This is a genomic window from Flexivirga sp. YIM B11880 (assembly GCF_058148645.1).
This window is the reverse complement of the sequence record NZ_JBMAMH010000003.1, coordinates 273,960-299,980: the sequence shown is the minus strand read 5'-3', so window position 1 is coordinate 299,980 and position 26,021 is coordinate 273,960. Positions and strand designations below refer to the sequence as shown.

Annotated in this window: 27 protein-coding genes; 25 read left to right on the top strand and 2 right to left on the bottom strand. The window is 68.9% G+C overall.

Going from position 1 to position 26,021, the window contains the following annotated elements; genetic code table 11:
• Positions 1–238 precede the first annotated feature (238 nt).
• From ngcE to ACN8HC_RS07420, 14 genes are all read left to right on the top strand, one after another.
• Entirely contained in the window at positions 239–1,663 is a 1,425-nt protein-coding gene (gene ngcE / locus ACN8HC_RS07485; RefSeq protein WP_490074191.1) for an N-acetylglucosamine/diacetylchitobiose ABC transporter substrate-binding protein, read from the top strand.
• Positions 1,664–1,719: 56 nt separating this feature from the next.
• Positions 1,720–2,643, top strand: a complete 924-nt coding sequence (locus tag ACN8HC_RS07480) for a carbohydrate ABC transporter permease (RefSeq protein ID WP_490074217.1) — start codon at positions 1,720–1,722, stop codon at positions 2,641–2,643.
• A gap of 83 nt (positions 2,644–2,726) precedes the next feature.
• Positions 2,727–3,584: a carbohydrate ABC transporter permease gene (locus tag ACN8HC_RS07475; RefSeq protein ID WP_490074216.1), complete on the top strand. Its 858-nt coding sequence runs from the start codon at positions 2,727–2,729 to the stop codon at positions 3,582–3,584.
• A gap of 189 nt (positions 3,585–3,773) precedes the next feature.
• Positions 3,774–4,136, top strand: a complete 363-nt coding sequence (gene rplS, locus ACN8HC_RS07470) for a 50S ribosomal protein L19 (protein ID WP_490074190.1) — start codon at positions 3,774–3,776, stop codon at positions 4,134–4,136.
• Positions 4,137–4,150: 14 nt separating this feature from the next.
• Positions 4,151–4,825, top strand: a complete 675-nt coding sequence (gene lepB / locus ACN8HC_RS07465) for a signal peptidase I (protein WP_490074189.1) — start codon at positions 4,151–4,153, stop codon at positions 4,823–4,825.
• Positions 4,822–5,664 carry a signal peptidase I gene (gene lepB, locus ACN8HC_RS07460; protein ID WP_490074188.1) on the top strand — a complete coding sequence of 281 codons (843 nt, stop codon included), beginning with the start codon at positions 4,822–4,824 and terminating at the stop codon, positions 5,662–5,664. The genes lepB (ACN8HC_RS07465) and lepB (ACN8HC_RS07460) overlap by 4 nt, the downstream gene beginning before the upstream one ends.
• 67 nt (positions 5,665–5,731) lie before the next feature.
• A complete protein-coding gene (gene lepB / locus ACN8HC_RS07455; protein ID WP_490074187.1) occupies positions 5,732–6,511 on the top strand; it encodes a signal peptidase I in 780 nt (259 codons plus the stop codon).
• Positions 6,508–7,269, top strand: coding sequence for a ribonuclease HII (rnhB, locus tag ACN8HC_RS07450; protein ID WP_490074186.1), 762 nt, complete (start codon positions 6,508–6,510; stop codon positions 7,267–7,269). Before lepB (ACN8HC_RS07455) ends, rnhB begins: the two co-directional genes overlap by 4 nt.
• Complete coding sequence (locus ACN8HC_RS07445; protein ID WP_183320573.1) at positions 7,269–7,574, top strand: DUF2469 domain-containing protein; 306 nt, start codon at positions 7,269–7,271, stop codon at positions 7,572–7,574. Before rnhB ends, ACN8HC_RS07445 begins: the two co-directional genes overlap by 1 nt.
• Before the next feature lie 114 nt (positions 7,575–7,688).
• The gene (locus tag ACN8HC_RS07440; protein WP_490074185.1) at positions 7,689–8,096 is read left to right on the top strand and encodes a YraN family protein; all 408 of its coding nucleotides are present in this window, start codon (positions 7,689–7,691) and stop codon (positions 8,094–8,096) included.
• Positions 8,097–8,122: 26 nt separating this feature from the next.
• Positions 8,123–9,625: a YifB family Mg chelatase-like AAA ATPase gene (locus tag ACN8HC_RS07435; protein WP_490074184.1), complete on the top strand. Its 1,503-nt coding sequence runs from the start codon at positions 8,123–8,125 to the stop codon at positions 9,623–9,625.
• Positions 9,622–10,749: a DNA-processing protein DprA gene (gene dprA, locus ACN8HC_RS07430; RefSeq protein WP_490074183.1), complete on the top strand. Its 1,128-nt coding sequence runs from the start codon at positions 9,622–9,624 to the stop codon at positions 10,747–10,749. Before ACN8HC_RS07435 ends, dprA begins: the two co-directional genes overlap by 4 nt.
• A gap of 65 nt (positions 10,750–10,814) precedes the next feature.
• Positions 10,815–11,738, top strand: a complete 924-nt coding sequence (locus ACN8HC_RS07425; protein ID WP_490074182.1) for a tyrosine recombinase XerC — start codon at positions 10,815–10,817, stop codon at positions 11,736–11,738.
• A gap of 100 nt (positions 11,739–11,838) precedes the next feature.
• Complete coding sequence (locus ACN8HC_RS07420; RefSeq protein ID WP_490074181.1) at positions 11,839–12,702, top strand: DUF3152 domain-containing protein; 864 nt, start codon at positions 11,839–11,841, stop codon at positions 12,700–12,702.
• Between the two features lie 12 nt (positions 12,703–12,714).
• Here the strand turns inward: ACN8HC_RS07420 and ACN8HC_RS07415 are convergent, their stop codons facing one another.
• A complete protein-coding gene (locus tag ACN8HC_RS07415; RefSeq protein WP_490074180.1) occupies positions 12,715–13,230 on the bottom strand; it encodes a M23 family metallopeptidase in 516 nt (171 codons plus the stop codon).
• A 246-nt stretch (positions 13,231–13,476) separates the two neighbouring features.
• On the bottom strand, positions 13,477–14,646 hold the full coding sequence (locus ACN8HC_RS07410) for a pyridoxal phosphate-dependent aminotransferase (protein WP_490074179.1): 1,170 nt from the start codon (positions 14,644–14,646) through the stop codon (positions 13,477–13,479).
• Positions 14,647–14,974: 328 nt separating this feature from the next.
• Between ACN8HC_RS07410 and rpsB the strand changes: the two genes are divergently transcribed.
• From rpsB to ACN8HC_RS07355, 11 genes are all read left to right on the top strand, one after another.
• Positions 14,975–15,889 carry a 30S ribosomal protein S2 gene (rpsB, locus tag ACN8HC_RS07405; RefSeq protein ID WP_490074178.1) on the top strand — a complete coding sequence of 305 codons (915 nt, stop codon included), beginning with the start codon at positions 14,975–14,977 and terminating at the stop codon, positions 15,887–15,889.
• Between the two features lie 121 nt (positions 15,890–16,010).
• A complete protein-coding gene (gene tsf / locus ACN8HC_RS07400) occupies positions 16,011–16,838 on the top strand; it encodes a translation elongation factor Ts (RefSeq protein WP_490074177.1) in 828 nt (275 codons plus the stop codon).
• Between the two features lie 182 nt (positions 16,839–17,020).
• Positions 17,021–18,217, top strand: a complete 1,197-nt coding sequence (locus tag ACN8HC_RS07395; RefSeq protein WP_490074176.1) for a sensor histidine kinase — start codon at positions 17,021–17,023, stop codon at positions 18,215–18,217.
• Position 18,218: 1 nt separating this feature from the next.
• Positions 18,219–18,953: a LytR/AlgR family response regulator transcription factor gene (locus tag ACN8HC_RS07390; protein WP_490074175.1), complete on the top strand. Its 735-nt coding sequence runs from the start codon at positions 18,219–18,221 to the stop codon at positions 18,951–18,953.
• Positions 18,950–19,318, top strand: coding sequence for a hypothetical protein (locus ACN8HC_RS07385; RefSeq protein WP_490074174.1), 369 nt, complete (start codon positions 18,950–18,952; stop codon positions 19,316–19,318). The genes ACN8HC_RS07390 and ACN8HC_RS07385 overlap by 4 nt, the downstream gene beginning before the upstream one ends.
• A gap of 7 nt (positions 19,319–19,325) precedes the next feature.
• On the top strand, positions 19,326–20,897 hold the full coding sequence (locus ACN8HC_RS07380) for a sodium/solute symporter (RefSeq protein ID WP_490074173.1): 1,572 nt from the start codon (positions 19,326–19,328) through the stop codon (positions 20,895–20,897).
• Positions 20,898–21,008: 111 nt separating this feature from the next.
• Positions 21,009–21,605 carry an acetate uptake transporter gene (locus tag ACN8HC_RS07375; RefSeq protein ID WP_490074172.1) on the top strand — a complete coding sequence of 199 codons (597 nt, stop codon included), beginning with the start codon at positions 21,009–21,011 and terminating at the stop codon, positions 21,603–21,605.
• A 10-nt stretch (positions 21,606–21,615) separates the two neighbouring features.
• Positions 21,616–23,583, top strand: a complete 1,968-nt coding sequence (gene acs, locus ACN8HC_RS07370; protein ID WP_490074171.1) for an acetate--CoA ligase — start codon at positions 21,616–21,618, stop codon at positions 23,581–23,583.
• A gap of 168 nt (positions 23,584–23,751) precedes the next feature.
• The gene (gene pyrH / locus ACN8HC_RS07365) at positions 23,752–24,483 is read left to right on the top strand and encodes a UMP kinase (protein ID WP_490074170.1); all 732 of its coding nucleotides are present in this window, start codon (positions 23,752–23,754) and stop codon (positions 24,481–24,483) included.
• 56 nt (positions 24,484–24,539) lie between these two features.
• Positions 24,540–25,106, top strand: a complete 567-nt coding sequence (frr, locus tag ACN8HC_RS07360; RefSeq protein WP_490074169.1) for a ribosome recycling factor — start codon at positions 24,540–24,542, stop codon at positions 25,104–25,106.
• A 17-nt stretch (positions 25,107–25,123) separates the two neighbouring features.
• The gene (locus ACN8HC_RS07355; RefSeq protein ID WP_490074168.1) at positions 25,124–26,020 is read left to right on the top strand and encodes a phosphatidate cytidylyltransferase; all 897 of its coding nucleotides are present in this window, start codon (positions 25,124–25,126) and stop codon (positions 26,018–26,020) included.
• Position 26,021 lies beyond the last annotated feature (1 nt).

Here is a 26,021-nt window from a genome sequence, read left to right as displayed (position 1 = left end):
TTGGTGGGGCAGAGTCGGTCAAGTGCATTCAGGCCTCGCAGGTGGTCAGGGTGCCGACGCGTGGTAGTCACCGGTCGGCCCGGCTGGTTCCGTTGCCGATCTGTGATTGTTTGTGCGTTGAAACACGCACATACTGACAAAACTAATCATATTGTGTGGGGCGTGCAGTCGCCGGTCGTCGCGACCGGACCAGGAAGGACTGTGCCTAGGCAATGAACCAACTGGAGGTAACGCGGCCATGACTCTCAACGACTCCACGGTCAACCGACGCACGGTCATGCGCACCGCGCTGGCGGCCGGCCTGGCGCTGCCGGTCGGAGGGGCGCTCGCGTCCTGCGCCGGCGGTGGTAGCAGTGGCAGCGGTGGCAGCAGCAGCACGGCTGCCACCGGCAAGGCGTCGACGGACAACCCGTTCGGCTTCTCGGCAAAATCCACCGTCGACGCGGTGATCTTCAACGGTGGCTACGGCACCGACTACGTCACCTTCGCGGGGAAGGTCGTGGAGAAGAAGTGGCCGGGCAGCAAGGTCAAGGTCTCGCCCTCGACCCAGATCGCCCAGCAACTGCAGCCGCGCTTCGTCAGCGGCAACCCGCCGGACCTGATCGACGACTCGGGTGCGAACGCTATCGGCGTCAACACGATCGCCGACAAGCTGGAGGACCTGTCCTCGCTGCTCGACGCGAACAACTACGAGGGCACCAAGATCTCCGACAACCTCTACCCGGGCGTCAAGGAGGCCGGTCTCGTCGGCGACAAGATGGCCGTCCTCAACTACGTGATGACCGTCTACGGCCTGTGGTACTCCGAGAGCCTCTTCGCGGCCAACGGCTGGACGGCACCGAAGACCTGGGACGACCTGCTCTCCCTGGGTGCCAAGGCCAAGGCCAAGGGCAAGTACCTCTTCGTGTGGGGCAAGGAGGCGGCGAGCTACTACCAGCAATTGCTGATGGACTCGGCGATCAAGGAGGGCGGCGACGAGGTTCGCCTCGCCCTGGACAACCTCGAGCCGAAGTGCTGGTCCAACCCCACCATCCAGGCGGTGCTGGCCAAGCTGGAGGAGATCGTCAAGAAGGGCTACTTCAAGCCTGGCGGCGCGGGCACGCAGTTCACCCAGGCGCAGGCGCAGTGGAGCAACGACGAGTCGGGCATCATGTACGCCTCCGGCTCGTGGATCGAGAACGAAATGAAGTCCCAGACCAAGAAGGGCTTCAAGATGACCGGTATCCCGGAGCCGACGTTGACGTCGTCCAGCAAGATGCCCTACACCGCGCTCAACGCTGCGCCGGGCGAGCAGTTCGTGGTGCCGAGCCAGGGCAAGAACATGGCCGGCGGCAAGGAACTGCTGCGCGCCATGCTCTCCAAGGAGGCCGCGACCAACTTCGCCAAGACGAAACTGGCGCCGACCATCGTCAAGGGCACGGTCCCGGCCGACGGGTTCGGTTCGACCGCGCTGCAGTCGCAGATCAAGATGCTGAATGCCGCGGGCAGCCATCTCTTCAACGTGCGGTTCGTCAGCCTCTACGGCACTGTGCAGGACCAGCTGGTTCCGTGGAACAGCTTCCTGTCCGGTCAGCTGGACGCCGCCGGTCTGACCAAGGCGCTGCAGGGCATCACCGACAAGGTTCGCAACGACCCCTCCGTGAAGAAGGTCAAGATCTCGTGACAGGAGTTCCGGTTGCAGCACCTGCCGCCGGCTCCGCACGGGCCGGCGGCAGGCGCATGCGCCCGTCGCGCCTCGTCTTTCTCCTGGTGACCATCGGCGTGCCGATGGTCGTCTACCTGGCCCTGGTCATCTGGCCGTTCTTGCAGGCGGTCTACTACTCGCTGACGGACTGGGGCGGTTTCTCCGCCTCGATGAACTTCATCGGGCTGGACAACTATTCGTACATCTTCACCGACGGCATCTTCCCGCTGGCGGTGCGCAACAACATCATCCTGGCCATTGTCGTGCCGCTGCTGACGGTGATTCTCAGTTTTCTGCTGGCGACGATGGTCACGGTCGGCGGCACCAGCACCGGCGCTGTCCGGGGTCTGAAGGGATCGTCGGTCTACCGGATCGTCTCGTTCTTCCCCTACACGATCCCGGCGATCGTGATCGGTGTGATCTGGTCGCAGGTCTACGACCCGTCCAAGGGCATGCTCAATGGCGTGCTCACCCACCTGCCGTTCGGCATCGGTGGTCACTTCAACTCGTTCGCCTGGCTGGGTGTGGTCAAGTCGGCCATGCCCGCCTCGGTCTTCGTGATCATCTGGGGCTTCGTCGGGTTCTACATGGTGTTGTTCGTCGCGGCGATCAAGGGAATTCCTGCCGAGCTGTACGACGCGGCCCGCATCGACGGTGCCGGGCGGCTGCGCACGATGTGGTCGGTCACCCTGCCGATGGTGCGGGAGACGGTCCAGACGGCATACGTCTATCTGGGCGTGGTGGCGCTGGATGCCTTCGTCTACATGGCAGCGCTCAATCCCACCGGCGGCCCCAACAACTCGACACTGACCATGTCCCAAGACCTCTACAAGACCGCGTTCACCGAAGGGCACTTCGGTCGCGCCTGCGCGATGGGCGTCGTGCTGGCGGCCCTGACGCTGCTCTTCGCGGCCATCGTCTTCGGTGTGAACCGGCTGATCGCACGGAGAGAGCAGTGACCTCGAACATCGGCCTGAGCAAGCCTGCCGGACCCGCGCAGCCGGCGGCGTCCGGCGGACCACCACAGGCCGGCGGCCGCACGGTGAAGGAGCGCAAACGCGAGCCGGGTGAGATCGGGATCATCATCGGCTCCCACGTGGTACTGATCTTCTGGACCCTCGTCGTCGTGCTGCCGCTCCTCTGGACGTTCTTCTCGTCGTCCCGTTCGACGAGCGAGATCTTCGCCGGCCCGTGGCAGCTGCCGCACCACTTCTGGCACAACCTCAGCGCCAACTTCTCCTCGGCCTGGAACGACTCCGGCCTCGGGCGAGACCTGTGGAACACACTGGTCGTGGTGGTCATCGCGCTCGTGCTGGTCATGGCGCTCGGCTCGATGTGCGCGTACTCGCTGGCTCGCTTTCCCTTCCGGGGCAGTCGGTTCGTCTACTACCTGATTCTCGCCGGCAACACGTTCCCCATCTTCCTGGCGATCGTGCCGCTGTTCTTCGTGCTGAAACACATCGGGTTGCTCAACACCCTCCCGGGACTGATCCTTTCGTACGTTGCCTTCGCCTTTCCCTTCACCGTGTTCTTCCTCTTCCCGTTCTTCCGGGCGCTGCCCGCGGAGATCATGGAGGCGGCCGAGCTGGATGGTGCCGGGGACTGGCGGACCTTCGTGCAGGTGATGTTGCCGATGGCCAAGCCGGGCATCGCGGCCGTGGCGATCTTCAACTTCCTCGGGCTGTGGAACCAGTTCCTGCTGCCGGTGGCGTTGAACACCAACGAGAAGAACTACGTGCTGTCCCAAGGCATGTACAACTTCGTCTCGTCGGCGGGTTACGAGGTCAACTACGGCGCGATGTTCGCCGGAGTGGTGATCACCGTCGTCCCCGTCCTGATCGCCTACGTCCTCTTCCAGCGCCAGCTGCAGGGCTCGCTGTCGCAGGGAACGATGAAGTAGGCGGCCGATTTCACCGGATCGGTGCACCTCTGGCAGAATTGCCCGAGCGCCGCAACGGTCCCGCCCCCGCCGCAGGGGGAGTGCGAGGGTGAGGGTCACCCGCCTTGCATGTGGCTTCGCACCGCACGGCGCACCCGATCCACGGAAAACGCGGGCGACCTGCGGCGCCTTCGAGGAAGAAGCATCACCATGCACAAGTTCGACGAGCTCGACGCCGCGCAGCTGCGCAGCGACATCCCCCACTTCCGCGCCGGCGACACCGTCAAGGTGCACGTCAAGGTCGTCGAGGGCAACCGCTCCCGTGTCCAGGTCTTCCAGGGCGTGGTCATCCGGCGCCACGGCGGCGGCATCGGTGAGACCTTCACCGTGCGCAAGGTGAGCTTCGGGGTGGGTGTGGAGCGCACCTTCCCGCTGCACACGCCGGCGATCGACAAGATCGAGGTCGCCACCCGCGGTGACGTCCGTCGCGCCAAGCTCTACTACCTGCGTGAGCTTCGCGGCAAGGCCGCCAAGATCAAGGAGAAGCGCGAGACGCCTGCCAAGCAGTCCTGAGCACGCTCTCCCGGATGACCGAAGGCGTGGAGTCCTCTGCCGAGGACCCCACGCCTTCGGCGTCTGCGCAGCGCCCGGCCGAGGTGTGGCGCCGCCGCCGGCTGATCGGCGTGCTGGCGGTCCTCGCGGCCGTCGTGGTGCTGCACGGCCTGGTGCTGGAGACCTTCACGGTGCCGTCCGGCTCGATGGAGCCGACGCTGTGGCACGGTGACCGGATCCTGGTGGACAAGCTGCACGCGGGCCACGTGCGCCGGGACGAGGTGGTCGTCTTCGACGGCACCGACGTCTTCGCGCATCCCGGCGCGGTGCCACCGTCCGGCTTCTCCGGGTTCCTGCGCTCGGTGGGCGACGCTCTCGGCATACACCTGGGAGAGACGCTCTACGTCAAGCGGATCATCGGCCTGCCGGGAGACACCGTGACCGTCGGGCACGACGGACGGTTACGGATCAACGGCGTGCTGCGCGCCGAGCCCTTCCTCGCGCCAGGTATGGCGGCCAGCAACGACCCGTTCTCGGTGCGGGTGCCGGCGGGCCACGTCTTCGTGATGGGTGACAACCGGGTGGCGTCCGACGACTCCCGCTCGCACCTCGGCGACCCCGGCGGCGGCATGGTCCCGATCGACGACATCGTCGGCAAAGTGGTGCTGCGCTACTGGCCCTTAGGTTCGTGGGGGAGACTCGCTCCGTGACCGAGCACCGATATCGGCTTCCCACCGGGGGCGAAGCGTCATCGGAGCCACCCGAGGAGATCCGGCCGCCGGACGTGCCCTGCGGCGAACGCTCCCGGCATACCTCTTCCCAGGTCGGCGAGCGGTCCGCCGCCCGCGCCGCACAGCGCAAGGAACAGCGCGGCCGGCCCGGGCCACGCATGCTGCGGGTGCTGCGCGAGACCGCCATGATCGTGGTGGTCGCGCTGGTGTTGTCACTCGGCATCAAAACCTTTGTCGCCCAGTCGTTCTGGATCCCCTCGGAGTCCATGGAGAACACCCTCGTGCCGGGCGACCGGGTGGTGGTCTCCAAGTTCACACCCGGCCCGTTCGCGCTGAAACGCGGCGACGTCGTCGTCTTCCACGACCCGGATCACTGGCTGCAGGAGCCGAACGCCCAGCGGCACGGCGTGCCGGGAGCGATCACCTCGGTGCTGCAGTTCATCGGTCTCTACCCGTCCGGTGACAACGACCTGATCAAACGCGTCATCGGGCTGCCCGGCGACCACGTGGCGTGCTGTAACACGCGGGGGCAGATCACGGTCAACGGTGTGGGCCTCTCGGAGCCCTATATTTACCCCGGCGGCGGCACCGACCAGAAGACCTTCTCGGTGACCGTCCCGTCCGGCCGGGTGTGGGTGATGGGGGACAACCGAGGTGACTCCGCAGACTCGCGCTTCCACGACGACGGCACCGGTCGCACCGGCTCGGTGCCCGAGTCGGACATCATCGGCCGGGCCGACATGATTGTCTGGCCCGTCGACCGGATGACCTGGCTGAGCAACTATCCCTCGACATTCGACAAGGTCCCCTCACGATGAGCGAGCGCAGCGAGCGCCTAGTCAGACCCAGGACGAATGGCCGAACCCGACGAAGGAGGGGGCGGCCATGAGTCAAGACCGGGACGAAGCGGCGGCGCACCCGCGGTCCGCATCGGCATCCGACGACGGCGCGTTGCCCCCGGGCGCCATCCCGGAGGACACCGAGCTGCCGCGCGGCAAATCGCGGTGGGCGTTCACCCGCGAGCTGGTGGTGATCGTCGCCATCGCCCTGGTGCTCAGCTTCCTGGTCAAGACGTTCCTCGCCCAGCCGTTCTACATCCCGTCGCAGTCGATGGAGAGCACGCTCGACGTCGGCGACCGGATCATCGTCAGCAAGTTCACGCCGCAGCACTCGCCGCTGCACCGCGGCGACATCATCGTCTTCGAGGACCCGAAGACCTGGGGGTCCACACCGCAGCAGTCGTCGCTGCTGAAGCGGGTGGTGAGCGACAGCCTCGTGTTCCTCGGGGTGCTGCCCGGCGGCGGCGACCACGTCGTCAAGCGGATCATCGGTATGCCGGGCGACCACGTCGTCTGTTGCACCAAGGACGGCAAGCTCACCGTCAACGGGGTCGCGATCACCGAGCCGTATGTCGACAGGGGCAGCGTGCCGAGCACCATGCCGTTCGACATCACCGTGCCGAAGGACAAGGTGTGGGTGATGGGCGACAACCGCAACGACTCGGCCGACTCCCGGCTGCACGACGGCAACAGCGGTGGCAGGCTGGGATCCGTGCCCATGTCGGACATCACCGGACAGGTCGTGGCGATCGCCTGGCCGATCAGCCGGATCCAGGCGATGAAGGACTACAGCTACGTCTTCGCTAAGGTGCCCAATCCGTCATGACCGTTCGCGCCACCCGACGCAGCACTCCCTCTCGCAGCACGCCGAACCTGCGGGTCGAGCGGTCGTTGCAGCGTGACGGCTACCGGCTCATCGCCGGGATGGACGAGGTCGGCCGCGGCGCACTCGCCGGGCCGGTCAGCGTCGGGGTCGTCGTCATCGACGAGCGCACCCGCACGGTGCCGCAAGGAGTGAAGGACTCCAAGCTGCTGACGCCCGCTGCGCGTGAGCGCATGGTGCCGGCGGTGCGGCGGTGGGCGACCGATTACGCCGTCGGCCATGCGTCAGCGGCGGAGATCGACGCCATCGGCATCATGGCAGCGCTGCGACTGGCGGGCACCCGTGCGCTGGCGACGTTGCGCGCCATACCCGACCTGGTGGTGCTGGACGGCAACCACGACTGGTTGACCGACCCGGCGCATGCCGGCCTGCTCGGGCTGATCGGCGAGGGGACGCTCACGCCGCCGGTGACCACGATGATCAAGGCGGACATGAAGTGTTCCTCGGTCGCCGCCGCCTCGGTGCTCGCCAAGGTGGAGCGGGACGCGATGCTCGTCGCGTTCCACGACGACTTCCCGCACTACAACTGGGCCGGCAACAAGGGCTATTCGGCGCCGGAGCACCTCGCGGCGATCGCCCTGCACGGGCCGTGTGAGCTGCACCGGCGCTCGTGGCATCCGTTCAGCGGTGATCCCGACGCGCCCGACCCGGTCGCAGCAGGTAGCGTGGACGAGGATGCGGCTGTGAAGGAGCGGGTCTGATGAGTGCCGAGGACTTGGAGAAGTTCGAGACCGAGCAGGAGCTGGCCCTCTACCGCGAATACCGTGACGTGGTGGGGCTGTTCAGCCATGTCGTGGAGACCGAGCGCCGCTTCTACCTGTGCAACGACGTCGACCTGCAGGTCCGCGGTGAGGGCGCCGGGGTCTACTTCGACGTGCGGATGAACGACGCGTGGGTGTGGGACGTCTACCGCACCGCCCGGTTCGTCAAGAACGTCCGCGTCATCACGTTCAAGGACGTCAACGTCGAGGAGCTGCCGCCGCGGGAGATCGAACTCCCTGACTGACCGGGCGGCGCGCGCGGCGCTCGTGCACATCCCTTCCGGCCGTCCACAGCCGGTCACTTCCGGATGGCCTGTCGGATGACGCTCAGCTGAGGCTGGTGCCGGAGGTGATGACCGATGGCATCGACGCAGCAGCCCGCCGGGCGGGTCGGCTCGGGTCGGCGGCCGGGCCGGCGCGAGCTCGGCCAGCTGGGTGAGGAAGAGGCGGCGCGCTACCTGCAGTTGCAGGGGCTGACCGTCATCGAGCGCAACTGGCGTTGTCGTGACGGTGAGATCGACATCGTCGCGCTGGACGACACCGGTGACTGCCTGGTGGTGGTCGAGGTCAAGACCCGCACCTCCGAGTTCTTCGGCCGGGCGGTGGAGGCCGTGACACCGGTCAAGGCGCGCCGGTTGCGGGTGCTCGCCGCACGCTGGCTGGCCGACCACCCGATCGGCACCTCGCGGGTGCGCATCGACGTGATCGGTGTGCTGGCTGCGCCGGGGGAGCCGCTCGCCATCGAGCACCTGCGGGACGTCGCATGACGCTGGGGAGGACACGGAGCGTGGCCGTGACCGGCATTCACGGGCGGCTGGTCGAGGTGGAGGCAGATGTGTCTCCGGGGCTGCCGCACTTCTACGTCAGCGGTATGCCGGACGCGTCGTGCAAGCAGGCGCCGGACCGGATCCGGGCCGCGGCGAACAACACCGAGCTCGAGCTGCCCAAGCAACGGATCACGGTCAACCTGTCCCCGGCGTCGTTGCCCAAGCACGGATCGGGCTTCGATCTCGCCATCGCGATCGCGGTGCTGGTCTCCGGCGGCACGGTCAAGCCGGACCTCGTGAGCGACGTGGTGCACCTGGGGGAGCTGGGTCTGGACGGCACCGTCCGGCCGATCGCCGGCGTGCTGCCCGCTGTGCTCGCCGCCGTCGAGGCGGGCGTGCGGCAGGTGGTGGTGCCGGTCGCGAATGCTGCTGAGGCGGCACTGGTTCCGGACATCGACGTGGTGCCGGTGGACTCGCTGGCGACGATGGTCGCCCGCTACCGGGCGTTGGCTCGGCGTCGCCCGCTGCCGGAGTTGCCGACGGTGCCGGATCCGGCCGCGATCAGCACCCGGGTGCCGGACCTGGCGGACGTCGTGGGGCAGTCCGAAGCGCGCTACGCCCTCGAGGTCGCGGCGGCCGGCGGTCATCACCTGTCGATGATCGGCCCGCCCGGAGCGGGCAAGACGATGATCGCCGAGCGGTTGCCCGGCCTGCTTCCACCGCTCACCCGCGAGCAGGCGCTGGAAGTGACCGCCATCCACTCGGTGCTCGGGGCGTTGCCCGAGCAGGTGTTGATCGAGCAGCCGCCCTTCGTGGCGCCGCACCACGGCGCGTCGATGCCGGCCATCGTGGGTGGCGGCTCCGGGCGGGTGCGCCCCGGCGCCGTGTCGCGGGCGCACTGCGGCGTGATGTTCCTCGACGAGTGTCCCGAATTCCGACGCGACGTGCTCGACGCGCTGCGCCAGCCACTGGAGTCCGGGGTGGTCCGGGTCGCCCGGGCCGACCAGGTCATGACCTTCCCGGCGCGGTTCCAGCTTGTCCTGGCCGCCAACCCGTGTCCGTGCGGGCAGAGTTACGGCAAGGGTGCGAAGTGCACCTGTGCGCCGCAGCGACGGCGCGACTACCTCAGCCGGATGTCCGGTCCGCTGCTGGACCGGGTCGACGTGCACCTGACGATGCTGCCGGTGACCCGGGCATCCCTCGCCGGTCCCCGAGGCGAGTCCACCGCCGAGGTCGCCGCTCGCGTGGTGGCTGCCCGAGCGCGCCAGGAGAGCCGGTGGTCACCCCTCGGCTACTCCCGCAACGGCGAGGTGCCGGGGTCGGTGCTGCGCTCGAGTGGGTGGCGTCTTCCCGGTGAAGTGACCCGCGGGCTGGACCGTGCGATGGAGCTCGGGCAGCTGACGCTGCGCGGCTACGACCGCTGCCTTCGAGTGGCCTGGACGATCAGCGACCTGGACGGCGCACACCGGCCCGGGTTCCGGCAGGTCGAGGAAGCCCGCGGGCTGCGGGCGGGAGGAGCGGCGGCATGAGCGAGCGAGCGGACCTGCGGGCGAGCCGTGACGCCCAGCTGGCGGTGCGGCTCGCGCTGGCGGCGACCGTGGAGCCGGAGGACAAGACGATGCTGCCGCGGCTTCGCCGGCTGGACCCGTTCACCGCCTGGGAGCTGGTCCGCAACAACGACGGCGGGAAGTTCGACCGAGCCATCGCCCGGGCGAAACAGTTGCGGATCGACGCCCTCGTCGAGCGGACGGAGGCTCTCGGAGCGCGGCTCGTCATACCGGGTGATGCCGAATGGCCCGGGGGACTGAACGATCTGGAGCATCCGCCGTTCTGCCTCTGGGTCGCCGGCAACGCATCGCTGCGTGACGCGTGCGAGCGCAGCATCTCGATGGTGGGGGCGCGGGCGGCGACGCCATACGGCACGCAGGTCGCGGGCGAGTTCGCCTACGGCCTGAGCAACCGCGGCTTCACGGTGGTGTCCGGCGGGGCGCACGGCATCGACACCGCCAGTCACCGCGGTGCGCTCGCCGCCGGTGGGTGCACGATCGCGGCGATGGCGTGCGGCATCGACATCGCCTACCCGGTCGCCAACACCGGGCTGCTGCAGCAGATCGAGCAGACCGGGGCGATCGTCACTGAGCTGCCACCGGGTTCGGCGCCCCAGAAACAGCGCTTCCTCTCCCGCAACCGGCTGATCGCCGCTCTCACACCCGGCACCCTGGTGGTCGAGGCGGGGCTGCGCAGCGGGTCGCGGTCCACGGCCACCGCGGCCGCGCGGCTGGGCCGACTGCTCGCGGCCGTGCCGGGTCCGGTCACCAGCCCGGCCAGCGCCGGCCCGCACCAGTTGATCCGCGACTGCGGAGCGACGCTGGTCACGGATGTCGACGACTGCGCCGAGCTCTTCGGGGCCATCGGCGCCGACCTGGCCGAGCCGAAGCGTGCGGCGCCGACGCTGTTCGACACCCTCGACGAGTCCGACCGTCGACTGCTCGACGCGATGCCGGTCATGCGCGGGACCAGTGCCGATCGGCTGGCCGTGAGTGCCGGGCTCTCCAGCAGGGAGGTGACGCGGGGGCTGGCCGCGCTGCACTCGGCCGGACTGGCCGAGCGGGTCGAGTCCGGCTGGCGCCGCACCCGCGACCTGCTGGCCTGAGGGGCGGCTCCCCGGCGTGTTGGTGACCGGCTGGTGCGGTCGTGCACGGCTAGCCTGAAGCCGTCGTGACAACACACTGCACACTTCTCGATCAGCCGGTGGTCGCCGGATACGAGCGACACCTCCGGTCCGAGCGCGGCCGATCACCGCACACGGTGCGGGGCTACCTGGCGGATCTGCACGACCTGGCCGACCGGCTCACCGACACGGGCGTGACTTCATGGTCGGACGTGACGCTCGCCGACCTGCGGTCATGGCTCGCGCAACTGGATGCGGCAGGTGCGAGCCGCGCGACGCTGGCGCGCCGGTCGGCGGCCGCGCGCGGCTTCTTCGCCTGGGCGCAGCGCGCCGGACACATCCCGGGCAACCCGGCCGTGCGGCTGGTCGCGCCGAAACGAATCAAGGCGCTGCCGGAGGTGCTGCGCCAGGACCAGGCGGCAGCGCTGCTGGACGTCGCCGCCGTCGCCGCGGACGACGCCGATCCGGTGCATCTGCGGGACCGGGCGATGCTGGAATTGCTCTACGCGAGCGGCATTCGCGTTGCGGAGCTGGTCGGTCTCGACATCGACGACGTGGATCGGGCCGACCGGGTGATGCGTGTCGTGGGCAAGGGCGACAAGGAGCGCATGGTGCCGTTCGGCCGGCCGGCAGCGGAGGCGCTCGACACGTGGTTGCGGTCCGGCCGGCCCAGGCTGGTCGTGGACGGCTCCGGCCCGGCGCTGTTCCTCGGAGCTCGCGGTCGCCGGGTCGATCCGCGGGTGGTCCGCGAGGTCGTGCACCGGCTGCTGCGCGAGACACCCGGCGCTCCGGACCTCGGCCCGCACGGGCTGCGGCACAGCGCTGCCACCCACCTCGTCGAGGGCGGCGCCGACATCCGACTCGTGCAGGAACTGCTGGGCCACGCGAGCCTGGCCACGACCCAGGTCTACACCCACGTCTCCGTCGAGCGCCTGCGGCGCTCCTTCGCCCAGGCCCACCCTCGTGCCTGACCTTCGGTCGGACGAGCGGCGCCCCCAAATCCGGAGCGAGCGCCGATCCGGCGGCGCCCATCGCCAGCGGCCGCCGGCCGCGCCGCGCCACGCGGCCTCGGTGAGAGCCCGGTCCCGTGCGCGAGAACAGCGGCAGGCACGGCTGGCGCGCACGGTCGCCGCGGCCGTTGTCGTGCTCGCGGTGCTGAGCGCCGTGACCGGCTACCTGCTGCACGGCCGCGATCAGTCCGCCGCCGGAGCGCCGGCCAGCGGCGCCGTGCCCTCCGCCCCAAGCCCGACCACCACACCGAACGATGCGGCGTCGGCGTCCGAAGCCTCCTCCACCACCCCGGCAGCCACCCGATCCGCAGCGTCCACGCCAGCGACTCGGACGTCCGCCGGCACGCAGCCGGTGTCGGTGCCGGTGAAGGGCAACGGCAAGTTCGTGCCGGTGACCGTGCCGCAGCAGACGACGGCCCGGACCGGTCGGGTGGTCACCTACTCGCTGCGCGTCGAAGGCGGCATGGGCGCCGACTCCGCGGCGATCGCCAGGGCTTTCGGCAGCGCGTTGCTCGATCGTCGCGGTTGGCAGGGCGTCGACAAGGTGCGGTTCGTCCAGGTCACCCCGAGCCAGGTCGTCAAGGGCAGCAAACCCCAGCTGACCGTGCTCATGGCCAGCCCGGCGCAGGTCACCAAGCTCTGTGCGCCGCTGCCGACACACGGCGACACCTCGTGCGATACCAGTGCGCACGTCGTCCTCAACTACAAGCTGTGGATGCGCGGCGTGCCCTATTTCCAGGGGCACCTCGACGAATATCGCGAATACATGGTCAACCACGAGGTCGGGCACGCGCTCGGGCACGGCCACCAGCAGTGCTCGCGCATGGGCGCCTACGCGCCCGTCATGCAGCAGCAGACCCTCGGTCTGCAGGGCTGTAAGCCGTGGCCCTGGCCGAAGCGCCCGGACGCGCACGGCAGGGCCTGAGCCGAGCCGACCTCACCCGAGCGGCAGCAGCCGGACCCTTCGGTGCTGCACGAGCGACAGAGGGTCGCGGTAGTCATCCGGCCCGACGAGCAAACCCCAGTGCAGGCAGGGGGTGCCCCCGCAATGGGTGCCCTGCTCGAGGGTGCCGATGCGGGCTCCCGGCTGCTCGACCGTGCCTGCCGGATCGCGGCCTGTCACCGGTTCATAGGTCGTCCGCCGCCCGTCGGCGTGCCGGATGGCGACGACGCCGCGGCCCGCGATGACACCGGAGAACGACACCGTGCCTGCGCCGGCCGCGAGCACGGCCTGGCCGGGCGAGCCGCGCAGGTCGACCCCACGGTGGCCAGCAGCCCACGGCTGGGGCGGCGCCTCGAATCCGCGCAGCACGTCCGGCTGGGGACGCAACGGCCAGACGAAGCCCGATGCCGGGGCCGGCGTCGGAGCGGGCGGCGACGGCGCAGTCACCGCGCTCAGCGAAGCCCCTGCTCCGGCGAAGAAGGCGGCCGCGGTCCGCCATACATTGACCATGGCCGCAGGCTGCTACGCCACGTTGCGGTGACGCCACCGGTTGCCACCTCACCTGTGGACCGCCTCCCGCCTGCCGTGCAGATGTGGACGTCCGCGCCCTGACCCCGCGCAGCAGTCGCTCACTGACGGCTGGACCGGTGGGTGACGGTCCAACCCGTGGGTGACGGCTCGAACGGTGGTTGACGCTCGTGCAGCGTCGTCAGCGACTGTCTCGACCGTCAATGGTGCAGCAGCAACGCCGCCGGGTCAGGCAGGGCGTCTGGCAAGGCCGGCGAGCCGGCGCGCGGCCTCGGTCAGCACCTCCGGACGCTTGCAGAAGGCGAAGCGAACCAAGGTGCGTGCGATGTCCTTGTCATCGCAGAACACAGAGACCGGAATGCCGACCACACCGGCTGCTTCCGGTAGTTGCCAACAGAATTCGAGCGCGTCGTGAGCACCGGTCGACGAGACGTCGGCGATCACGAAGTAGGTGCCCTGCGGCCGGCTGACGGCCAGGCCGGCGTCGTGCAGCCCGCGGGTGAGGACGTCCCGGCCGTCCTGCAGCGTCTGCGCGAGCCCGTGGAACACCGGGTCCGGCAGCCCGAGCCCGGTGGCGATCGCGGGCTGGAAGGGACCACTGCCGACATACGTCAGGAACTGCTTGACGGTCGCGCACGCCGTCACCAGCTCGGCCGGCCCGGTCAGCCAGCCGACCTTCCAGCCGGTCGCGGCAAACGTCTTGCCGCCGGAGCTGATCGTGAGCGTTCGGTCGAACATACCGGGCAGCGTCGCCATCGGCACGTGCTCGACGCCGTCGAAGGTGAGGTGCTCGTAGACCTCGTCGGTCACGACGATCGCGTCGTGCTCACGTGCCAGCGCGGCGACCAGCTCCAGCTCGTCCCGGCTGAACACCTTGCCGGTCGGGTTGTGCGGTGTGTTGAGCAGCACCAGCCGCGTCTTGTCGGAGAACACCGCCCGCAGCGACTCCTCGTCGATCGCGAAGTCCGGGAAGCGCAACGGGCTGGTCCGGCGCACCGCGCCGGCGAGCGCGATCGTCGCGGCATACGAGTCGTAATAGGGCTCGAACGTGACCACCTCGTCACCCGGCTCGCACAGCCCGAGCACCGCCGACGCGATCGCCTCGGTGGCCCCCACGGTGACGAGCACTTGGCTGTCGGCGTCGAGGTCGAGGTCGTAGAAGCGGCGCTGGTGGGCGGCGATCGCCGCCCGCAGCTCGGGTATGCCGCGCGCCGGCGGATACTGGTTGCGGCCCTCGGCGATGGCGCGGCGTGCCGCCTCCAGCACCTCCGCGGGGCCGTCGGTGTCCGGGAAGCCCTGGCCCAGATTGATGGCGCCGGTCCGCGCGGCGAGCGCCGACATCTCTCCGAAGATGGTCAGGCCGAAGCCCTGCATGCGATCGATCAGCTGCGTGTCCATAGCTCCGTCAGACTAGTCGCGGGTCATGTCCAGTAGATCGTGCAGTGGAGCGCACCAACTACTGGACGCAACAGCTCAACGGCTTGGTCAGCACGCCGATTTCGCCCGGGCCACCACCGGCCGTTAGACTTCTGCCACGACCCAGTGTCAGCACTGGGTCGAATTCGCGCGCCTCACACCGGTCCATGCCGGGGTGGGTCTGCCAGTCCGGCCGGTTCTCGTCGAGGGAGCAGGCAGGTCCGGGCCCATCGGGGCGCCAGGTTCGCGGTGCGTCATACCGACGACATACGTGAAGACAACTGGAAACCTCAACCGAAAGGACTTCGGCATGGCCGTCGTCACGACCCGCCAGCTCCTCGAGAGCGGCGTCCACTTCGGGCACCAGACCCGTCGCTGGAACCCCAAGATGAAGCGCTTCATCCTGACCGAGCGCAACGGCATCTACATCATCGACCTGCAGCAGTCGCTGACCTACATCAACGACGCGTTCGAGTTCATCAAGCAGACCGTGGCCCACGGCGGCACCATCCTGTTCGTCGGCACCAAGAAGCAGGCGCAGGAGTCGATCCAGGAGCAGGCCACTCGCGTCGGCATGCCCTACGTCAACCACCGCTGGCTCGGCGGCATGCTCACCAACTTCAACACCGTCCACAAGCGCCTGGCGCGCCTCAAGGAGCTCGAGGAGATCGACTACAACGACGTCGCCGGCTCCGGGCGCACCAAGAAGGAGCTCCTCGTCCTCAAGCGGGAGAAGGACAAGCTGGAGCGCACCCTCGGCGGCATCCGGGACATGGCCAAGGTGCCGTCCGCGGTGTGGGTCGTCGACACCAAGAAGGAACACCTCGCTGTCACCGAGGCGCGCAAGCTGAACATCCCGGTCATCGCGATCCTGGACACCAACTGCGACCCCGACGAGGTCGACTACAAGATCCCGGGCAACGACGACGCCATCCGCTCGGTCACCCTGCTGACCCGCGTCGTCGCCGATGCGGTCGCCGAGGGCCTCATCGCCCGCTCCGGTGGCGGTTCGGACTCCGCCGAGGCGTCGGAGCCGATGGCCGAGTGGGAGCGCGAGCTCCTCGCGTCCGAGGACGCCGCCGCGAAGACGGACGTCGAGACCGGCCCGACATCGGTCAACGAGGCCGCTGACGCGACCGCTGCCGCCGACGTCGTCGACCCGGCCGAGCAGGTCGCCGTCGCCGAGGCCACCGAGAAGGCCACCGGCGAGGTCGCCGAGTCCTGATCCGGTGATGTTCCCGTCGGGTCGTGCCTGCACGACCCGACGGACGTCGCGGTGTGTATGACGCCAGGCGTCATACACCTCAACACTTTTCGTCACTTTCGCGAAGGAGCGAAGCACACACATGGCCAACTACACCGCTGCTGACATCAAGGCGCTGCGCGAGCAGACCGGTGCCGGCATGCTCGACGTCAAGAAGGCGCTCGACGAGGCCGACGGCGACAAGGCCAAGGCCACCGAGATCCTGCGGGTCAAGGGCCTGAAGGGCGTGACCAAGCGCGAGGGCCGCACGACCGCCAACGGCCTGGTGGCCGCGCACGTCGAGGACGGCGTCGGCACGCTGCTGGAGATCAACTGCGAGACCGACTTCGTCGCCAAGGGTGAGAAGTTCGTCGAGCTGGCCGACCAGGTCCTGAACCAGGCGGTCGCCACCAAGGCTGCGGACGTCGAGACGCTGCTGGCGTCGAGCATCGGCGACCAGACCGTGCAGGACCTGATCGCGGGCGCCGGCGCGACCATCGGCGAGAAGATCGAGATCCGCCGCGTGGGCCGGCTCGAGGGCGAGACCGTCGTGTCGTACCTGCACAAGACCAGCCCGGACCTGCCGGCGCAGATCGGTGTCCTGGTCGCGACCAAGGGCGGCGACGAGGCCGTTGCCCGTGACATCGCGATGCACGTCGCGGCGTTCAGCCCGACGGTTCTGAACCGCGACGAGATCGACGCCGAGACCGTCGAGAACGAGCGCCGTGTCGCCGAGGCCACCGCCAAGGAAGAGGGCAAGCCCGAGGCCGCCCTGCCGAAGATCATCGAGGGCCGGGTCAACGGCTACTTCAAGGAGAATGTCCTGCTCGAGCAGCCGTTCGCCAAGGACGCCAAGAAGACCGTCGCCAAGGTCGCCGACGAGGCGGGCGCGGAAGTGACCGGCTTCCTGCGCTTCAAGGTCGGCATCTGAGGTCGGCATCTGACGAAACACGGAGCGTCGTCTCGGGATTGAGCGGCATACCCGCGCATTGAGCGGCATATGGATTCGTTTCGGATTCGTATGCCGCTCGATCGTTCGGTATGCCGGTCAAATCTCCGGTGGGCCGTCGGTATGACGGGCGGCGGCGGTCGCCGTGCTCTAGCCTGTCGCCGGTGAGCAATGTGGGTGTCGCGGCGGTGGTCGCCGCCATCCTGGTGCTGCCCGTGGCCGCGCTGTGGTGGTGGGCGCGCCGGCACCGTGGCATGGGGAGCGAGGCGGACCGGGCGACGCTGCGCACCTTGCACGAGGCCAACCGGGCCGCCCGCCCGTTGCGCGAGGGTCTCACCGAGGCGTCCGCCGAGCGGGCGGTGCGATCGCTGCGTCCGCTGCTGACCGCACCGGCGGTGGCGCTGAGCGACGGCCGGAGCCTGCTGGGCTGGGACGGTCCCGGCGAGGGTCATCGGGCGGACGTGCTCGCGGCGGCCCGCTCGGCGCTGGAGGACGGCCGGGCCCGGGTCGACCGGGTGAGTTGTGCGGATCCGGTATGCCGGCTGCGTGACGTCATCACCGTCCCGCTGGTGGTGGACGGTTCCGTAGTCGGCGTGCTGCACGCGCTCGTCACGGTGGCCGGTGCACCGGTGATCAAGGCGACGCACGAGGTCGCCGACTGGGTGAGCGGTCAGCTGGAGCTCGCGGAGGTGGACCGGCGCCGCTCCGGCCTCGCCGAGGCCGAGCTGCGAGCGTTGCGGGCTCAGATCTCCCCGCACTTCATCTACAACGCGCTGACGACGATCGCCGCATTCGTGCGCACCGACCCCGACCGGGCGCGTGAGCTGCTGCTGGAGTTCGCGGACTTCACCCGCTACTCGTTCCGCAGACGCGGCGAATACACGGCACTCTCCGACGAGTTGCAGGCGATCGAGCAGTACCTGACCCTCGAGCGGGCCCGCTTCGGCGACCGGTTACGTGTCACCCTACGGATCGCGCCGGACTGCCTGACCGTGATGGTGCCCTACCTGTCCCTGCAACCGGTCGTCGAGAACGCGGTGCGCCACGGCCTGGAGCCCAAGTCCGGTCCCGGTGAGATCGTCATCGAGGCGCTGTCCGACGGCGCTGATGTGCGGATCACCGTGGAGGACAACGGAGTCGGCGAGGACCCCGACCGCATCCAGGCCGCCCTCGACGGCGTCGCCCAGGCCGACTCGGTCGGTCTGTCCAACGTCGACATGCGCCTGCGGGCCACCTTCGGGGAGCAATACGGACTGGTCGTGGAGACCGCGCCCGGCGCCGGCACGCGCGTGCTCATGCACGTGCCCCGGTTCGCCGCTCGAGCGCACGCGGCCGACCCGGCGGCTCACTATGGTGGGTGACATGCCAGACCACCTGCGGGTGCTCGTCGTCGACGACGAACCTCCGGCGCGCGGCGAGCTGGCCTACATGATCGATCAGCTCGAGCCGGTCGCGTCGGTGCACGCCGTCGGCTCCGGCGTCGAGGCGTTGCGTGCTCTGGAGTCCGAGACGTTCGACGCCGTCTTCCTCGACATCGCGATGCCCGGCCTGAGCGGGCTGGACCTTGCCCGCGTGCTCGCGCGGTTCGAGCAGCCGCCCGCCGTGGTGTTCGTGACCGCCCACGACGCCCATGCCGTCGAGGCGTTCGAACTCGACGCGGTCGACTACCTGCTCAAGCCGGTCCGCGAAGCACGGGTGCGCGAGGCCGTCCGCCGGGTGCTCGCCCACGACGTGCCGGTGCCGACCACGACTACCGACCCCACGATTCCGGTCGAGCTCGGGGGAGTGACCCGTTTCCTGCGGCGCTCCGATGTGCACTTCGTCGAGGCGCACGGGGACTACGTCCGGCTGCACACCGGCACCGGCGCGCACCTGGTCCGGCTCTCTCTCGGCACGCTCGAACGCGACTGGGCCGACGCCGGGTTCTTGCGCATCCACCGCAGCTACCTGGTGTGCACCCGGCACATTACCGAGCTGCGGCAGCACGACCAACGCTGTCTCGTGGTGATCGACGGGCACGAGCTCGAAGTGAGCCGGCGCCGTGCCCGTGAGCTCAAGGACGTGTTGTTGCGCGGCGCGAGCGACGGCGTGCGATGACCGGACCCGAGGAGCGGCGGGTCCGGGTCGAGCGTCGCCGCAGCGTTGCGCCCGACGGCACCGCGATGAGTCAGGAGATCGACGCGCAGTCCCAGCTCGGGGAGGCGCTGCTGCGCTCGCTGATGCGAGCTCAGCTGCGGCTGGCCGGCGTCGTCCTGCTGCTGCTCGCGGTCACGCTGGGCGGTCTGCCGCTGATCTTCGAGCTGGCTCCCGGCGTGCGGCGGATGCACGTCCTCGGCATACCCCTGCCGTGGCTGCTGCTGGGAGTGCTTGTCTACCCGGTGCTGCTCGGACTGGGATGGTTCTACGTGCGCTATGCCGAGCGCAACGAGGCCGGCTTCGTCCGGCTGGTGGACCGCACGTGAGCCGCCCATGAACGCCGGTGTCGGCCTGGTCGCCGTGCTCGCCGTGTCGGTGCTCACCCTCGCGATCGGCGTCTTCGGGGTGCGGGTGTCGCGCACGACGAGCGACTTCTACGTCGCCTCCCGCAGCGTCGGACCGGTCGTCAACGCGTCCGCGATCAGCGGCGAATACCTTTCTGCCGCCTCGTTTCTCGGTGCCGCCGGGCTGATCCTGGCGCAGGGCGCGGACGCACTGTGGTACTCGGTCGGGTGGACCGCCGGCTACCTCGTACTGCTGGTCCTGGTGGCCGCGCCGCTGCGGCGCTCCGGCGCCTACACGTTGTCCGACTTCGCGGAGTTGCGCCTGGAGTCGCAGGCGGCCCGCAAGGTCTCGAGTGTCGTCGTCGCTCTCATCGGAGTGCTCTACCTGCTGCCGCAGTTCCAGGGAGCCGGACTGACCCTGCGCACCCTGGTCGGCGCACCGACCTGGACCGGCTCGGTGCTCGTCGCCGCCGTCGTGCTGGTCATCGTGCTGTCCGGCGGGATGCGCTCGATCACCGTCACCCAGGCGTTCCAGTATTGGCTCAAGCTCACCGCGCTCATCATTCCGCTCGCCGTGCTGCTCGCCCACTGGCACCGGACCGGCAGCAGGACGCCGGCCCCACTGCACGTCACCGACTGGGTCGAGCCGATGCAGGGCCGTTACGCGACCTACCTGGTCTACTCACTGATGGTGGCGACCTTCCTCGGCACGATGGGCCTGCCGCACGTCGTCGCCCGGTTCTACACCAATTTCGACGGACGCGCGGCCCGGCGCACCACGCTGGGCGTGCTCGGCCTGCTCAGCGTGTTCTACTTGCTCCCGACGATGTATGGCGTGCTCGGCCGCATCTACAGCTTCCATCTGGTCCGCGCCGGCCGCAGCGACGCGGTGGTGCTCGAGCTGCCGACCGACGTACTCCACGGCTTCGGCGCCGATCTGCTGACCGGCCTGCTCGGCGCCGGCGCCTTCGCGGCCTTCCTCTCCACGTCGTCCGGGCTCGCGGTCTCGGTGGCCGGTGTGCTCAGCCAGGACGTGCTGCGCGGCCGGGCCGACTCGGTGCGCGATTTCCGGCTTGCCACGGCGCTGGTGGTGTCGCTGACCCTCGCCCTGCTCGTCGTCTCCAGCGGGGTGCCGGTGGCCCGCGCCGTCGAACTCGCCTTCGCCGTCGCCGCCTCCACCTTCTGCCCGCTGCTGCTGCTCGGGATCTGGTGGCGCGGTCTCACCGCGCCCGGCGCGATCACCGGGCTCGTCGTCGGCGGCACCGCGTGCACCGTCGCAGTGGTCGCGGCCCTCGCCGGCTACCACGCGCCCGGCCTCGCCGGTCCGCTGCTCGCGCAGCCGGCGGCGTGGACCACGCCGCTCAGCCTCCTGGTGATGATCGGTGTGTCGCTGGCCACCGCGGACCGCCGGCCGGCCGGGGTCATGCGCACGATGGTCCGGCTGCACACCCCCGAACATCTCGACGTCGATCGCGGCAGTTTCGATCCGGAGCGGCCGACCGCTCAGCCCGGGAAACGGACCGCTCGGCGACGCCCGGAACGACGCCCGGCGACCATGTGACTCCGCTCACATCATCGTCGTTCAAAGGCCTGACGACCGCGACCACAGCGGGATTAGCGTGCGTTCGACGGCGCCCGCCGTCCGATCCCACGACGTCAGGAGTTCGATCCCATGTCTGAGACGCCCACCATGCGTGCCACACCCGGCGCGCACATCGCCGACCCGGCCGCACTCGGTCTCGGCGGTTTCGCACTCACCACGTTCGTGCTGAGTGTCGTGAACGCCGGCATCGTCCCTGACAAGGTCGAGCCGGTCGTGTTCGGTCTCGCCTTCGCCTATGGCGGCATCGCGCAGTTCGCCGCCGGGATCTGGGAGTTCGCCAAGGGCAACACCTTCGGCGCGACCGCCTTCTGTTCGTATGGCGCCTTCTGGCTGTCCTTCTGGTGGCTGACCGGGCACACCGACCTGTCCGGCGCGGGCTCCGACGTCAACAAGGGAATCGGTCTCTACCTGCTCGCCTGGGGCATCTTCACGCTTTACATGACGATCGGCGCCCTGCGGGTGAGCGGAGCGGTCCTGCTCGTATTCGTTTTGCTGACGATCACCTATTTCCTTCTCGCAATCGGTGAGTTCACCACAAGCAGCGGACTGACCAAAGCCGGCGGCTATGTTGGTTTGCTGACGGCGATTGCCGCTTGGTACGCGTCGTTCGCCACCGTGACGAACTTCACGTTCAAGCGCACCGTGCTGCCGACCTTCCCGCGCTGAGGAGTAACAGATGAGTGAAACACCCACCGAACCCACTCTGTCCAACCTGCTGCACGAGACCCGGCGGTTCGACCCGCCGGCCGACCTGGCGGCATCCGCGAACCTGAAGGCCGATGCATATGCCGCGGCCGAGGCGGACCCGGACGCGTTCTGGGCTGAGCAGGCGAAGCGCGTCACCTGGGAGATCCCGTTCGAGCAGGTGCTCGACTGGTCCAACGCGCCCTTCGCGAAATGGTTCGTCGGCGGGAAGATCAACGCGGCATACAACTGCCTGGACCGGCACGTCGAGGCAGGCAACGGAGACCGGGTCGCCTACTACTTCGAGGGCGAGCCCGGCGACACCCGCACCATCACCTACGCGCAGCTCAAGGACGAGGTCTGTCAGGCCGCGAACGCCCTCATCGAGCTGGGCGTCAAGACCGGCGACCGGGTCGCGATCTACATGCCGATGATCCCGGAGACGGTCGTCGCGATGCTGGCCTGTGCGCGCATCGGCGCACCGCACACGGTCGTCTTCGGCGGTTTCTCCGCGTCCGCCCTGCGCGACCGGATCATCGACTGCCAGGCGGAGATCGTCATCACCGCCGACGGCGGCAACCGCAAGGGCAAGCCGTCGGCGCTCAAGCCGGCGGTCGACGAGGCCCTGACCGAGTGCCCCGACGTGCGGAACGTGATCGTGGTCAAGCGCACCGGGCAGGAGGTCGACTGGACCGAGGGCCGCGACCTGTGGTGGGACGACGTCGTCGGCAAGCAGTCGACCGAGCACACCCCGGAGGCGTTCGACGCCGAGCACCCGCTCTACGTCATGTACACCTCGGGCACGACCGGCAAGCCGAAGGGCATCCTGCACACCACCGGTGGTTACCTCGTCGGCACGGCATACACGCACTGGGCCGTCTTCGACATCAAGCCGGAGACCGACATCTACTGGACCGCCGCCGACATCGGCTGGGTGACCGGGCACTCCTACATCGTCTACGCGCCGCTGGTCAACGGCACGACGTCGATCATGTACGAAGGCACCCCGGACACCCCGCACCCGGGCCGGTGGTGGGAGATCATCGAGAAGTACAAGGCGACGATCCTCTACTGCGCCCCGACGGCCATCCGCACCTTCATGAAGGTCGGCGCCGAGGTCCCGGCCAAGCACGACCTGACGTCGCTGCGGCTGATCGGGTCGGTCGGTGAGCCGATCAACCCCGAGGCCTACATCTGGTACCGCGACACGATCGGCGGCGGCAAGACGCCCGTCGTCGACACGTGGTGGCAGACCGAGACCGGCATGATCATGATCAGCCCGTTGCCGGGCGTCACCAGCGGCAAGCCGGGCTCGGCGATGCAGCCGTTGCCCGGTGTCGATGCCGATGTCGTTGATGATGCGGGCGATTCGGTGCCCAACGGATCCGGTGGCTATCTGGTGCTGAAGAAGCCGTGGCCGGCGATGCTGCGCACGGTCTGGGGTGACGACCAGCGGTACATCGACACCTACTGGTCACGCTTCAAGGACACCTACTTCGCCGGTGACGGCGCCAAACGCGACGAGGACGGCGACATCTGGGTGCTCGGCCGCGTGGACGACGTCATGAACGTCTCCGGTCACCGGCTGTCGACCACCGAGATCGAGTCGGCGCTGGTGTCCCACCCGAAGGTCGCCGAGGCCGCCGTCGTCGGCGCCTCCGACGTCACCACGGGCCAGGCCGTCGTCGCGTTCGTCATCCTGCGCGCCAGCGCCGAAGGTGGCGGCCCCGACGTGGTCAACGAACTGCGCCAGCACGTCTCCTCGGAGATCGGTGCGATCGCCCGGCCGCGCAGCATCCTCGTCGTCTCGGAGTTGCCCAAGACGCGCTCCGGGAAGATCATGCGACGGCTGCTGCGGGACGTCGCCGAGCACCGTCAGGTCGGCGACGTGACGACGCTCGCGGACGACTCGGTAATGGGTGCGATCGAGCAGGGGATGAACGCCTCCAGCGAGAGCTGACGGCGCGCCACCAACCGCGGATCCGGCTTTCCGATCGATCGGGAAGCCGGATTCGTGCTGGTATGACGGCCTCGCCTCGCCCTCTCCTGGCCACCCCCTGTGGATTTGGTGGTCACGATTCTGTGGCAGGATCTATCGACCGCTTCAACGTCCCCGGAGGCAGTGCTGATGACCGATTCTTCTGTCCGCCCCGAGGCCCCGCAGCGGGTCCTGCTCAAACTTTCCGGAGAAGTCTTCGGCGGCGGCAAGATCGGACTGGACCCGGAGGTGGTTCGCGGCATCGCTGAGCAGATCGCATCCGCCAACCGGGCCGGCGTGGAGATCGCCGTCGTGGTCGGCGGTGGCAACTTCTTCCGGGGCGCCGAGTTGCAGGAACGCGGCATGGACCGCACGCGGGCGGACTACATGGGCATGCTCGGCACGGTCATGAACTGCCTTGCGCTGCAAGATTTCCTGGAGAAGGAAGGCATCGACACGCGGGTCCAGACCGCCATCACCATGGGTCAGGTCGCCGAGCCCTACATCCCGCGGCGCGCGATGCGGCACCTGGAGAAGGGCCGGGTCGTCATTTTCGGTGCCGGCGCCGGTATGCCGTTCTTCTCGACCGACACGGTCAGCGCACAGCGCGCCCTGGAGATCAAGTGCGACATGGTGCTCTACGCCAAGAACGGCGTCGACGGGGTCTACACCGCCGACCCGAAGAAGGACCCGACGGCCACCAAGCTGGACACGGTGACCTTCCAGGAGGCGCTGTCCCAGAACCTGCGGATCGTCGACGCCGCCGCGTTCAGTCTCTGCATGGACAACGAGCTGCCGATGCGGGTGTTCGGCATGGAGGGTGCCGGCAACATCACCCACGCGTTGCAGGGTGAGAAGATCGGCACACTGGTGAGTGCCTGACGGCGCTCACCGGCACGACATACCAACTGATCGCAGAAGAAGAAGGTCACCACACCATGGACGGCAGTATCGACGACAGTCTGCTCGAGGCCGAGGAGAAGATGGAGAAGGCGATCGAGGTCGCCAAGGAGGACTTCGCCTCGATCCGCACCGGCCGCGCCAACGCCGCGATGTTCAACAAGCTGATGGTCGACTACTACGGTGCGCCCACTCCGCTGCAGCAACTGGCGTCGTTCCAGACCCCCGAGGCCCGCACGGTGCTCATCGCGCCGTTCGACAAGAGCTCCATGGCGGCCGTCGAAAAGGCGCTGCGGGACAGCGATCTCGGCGTCAACCCCAGCAACGACGGCAACGTCATCCGCGTCGTGCTGCCCGCACTCACCGAGGAACGCCGCCGCGACTACATCAAGCTCGCCCGCACCAAGGGCGAGGAGGCGAAGGTGTCCATCCGCAACATCCGTCGCAAGGCGAAGGAAGACATCGACCGCGCCGTGAAGGACGGCGACATCGGCGAGGACGAGGGCAGCCGGCACGAGAAGGAGCTGGAGGCCACCACCAAGAAGCACGTCGACACCGTCGACGACCTGCTCAAGGGCAAGGAGGCCGAGCTCCTCGAGGTGTGAGGTCGCTCGCAATCGCGATGTCTGAGCCCAGCTCCCGCCGGGCCGCCCGGGAAGCACGGCGGGCCACGCCGGCCGCCGGTGGCCCGCCCGCGCACAACCCGACTCCCCGCGCCGGGCGCAATCTCTATGCCGCGATCGGTGTGGGGGTGCTGCTCGGGCTGGTCGTCGTGCTCAGCCTTTTCGTCCAGAAGGAGGTCTTCGTCGGCGTCGCGATGGCGGCCGCCGTCATCGGCGGCGTCGAGATGCTGCGCGCCATGGCGCACGGCGACCTCCATCCGCCGGCGATCCCGACCCTCGTGTCCGCGGGCCTTATTCCGTTGGTCGCCTACCTCTGGGGCGCCACCGCCCTCGCCTTCGCCGTGCTCCTGGCCGCCCTGTTGATCGTCGTATGGCGCTCGGTCGACCACCCGGACGGCATGCTGCGGGACATGGCCGGTGGTGCGCTGGTGACGCTCTACGTCCCGGCACTCGTGGGTTTCGCGATGCTGCTGCTGGCCCAGGACGACGGGCCGCAGCGCATCGTGGTCTTCATCCTGGTCACGATCTGCAGCGACATCGGCGGCTACATCGTCGGTGTCATTGCCGGCAAGCACCCGATGGCGCCCAGCGTCTCCCCGAAGAAATCGTGGGAGGGCTTCGCCGGGTCGGTGACGGCCTGTGTCGTCGGCGGCGCGCTCAGTGTCTGGCTCGTGCTGGACGGCCGCTGGTGGGTCGGCGCGCTGCTGGGCGCGCTCGCGGTCGTCGCCGCAACCGTCGGCGACCTCTGCGAGTCGATGATCAAGCGTGACCTGGGCATCAAGGACATGAGCAATCTCATCCCCGGCCACGGTGGCCTGATGGACCGGCTGGACTCCCTGCTGGTCGTCGTCCCGGTCGCCTGGGCCGTGCTGACCCCCCTCGTGGCGGTGACCTGAT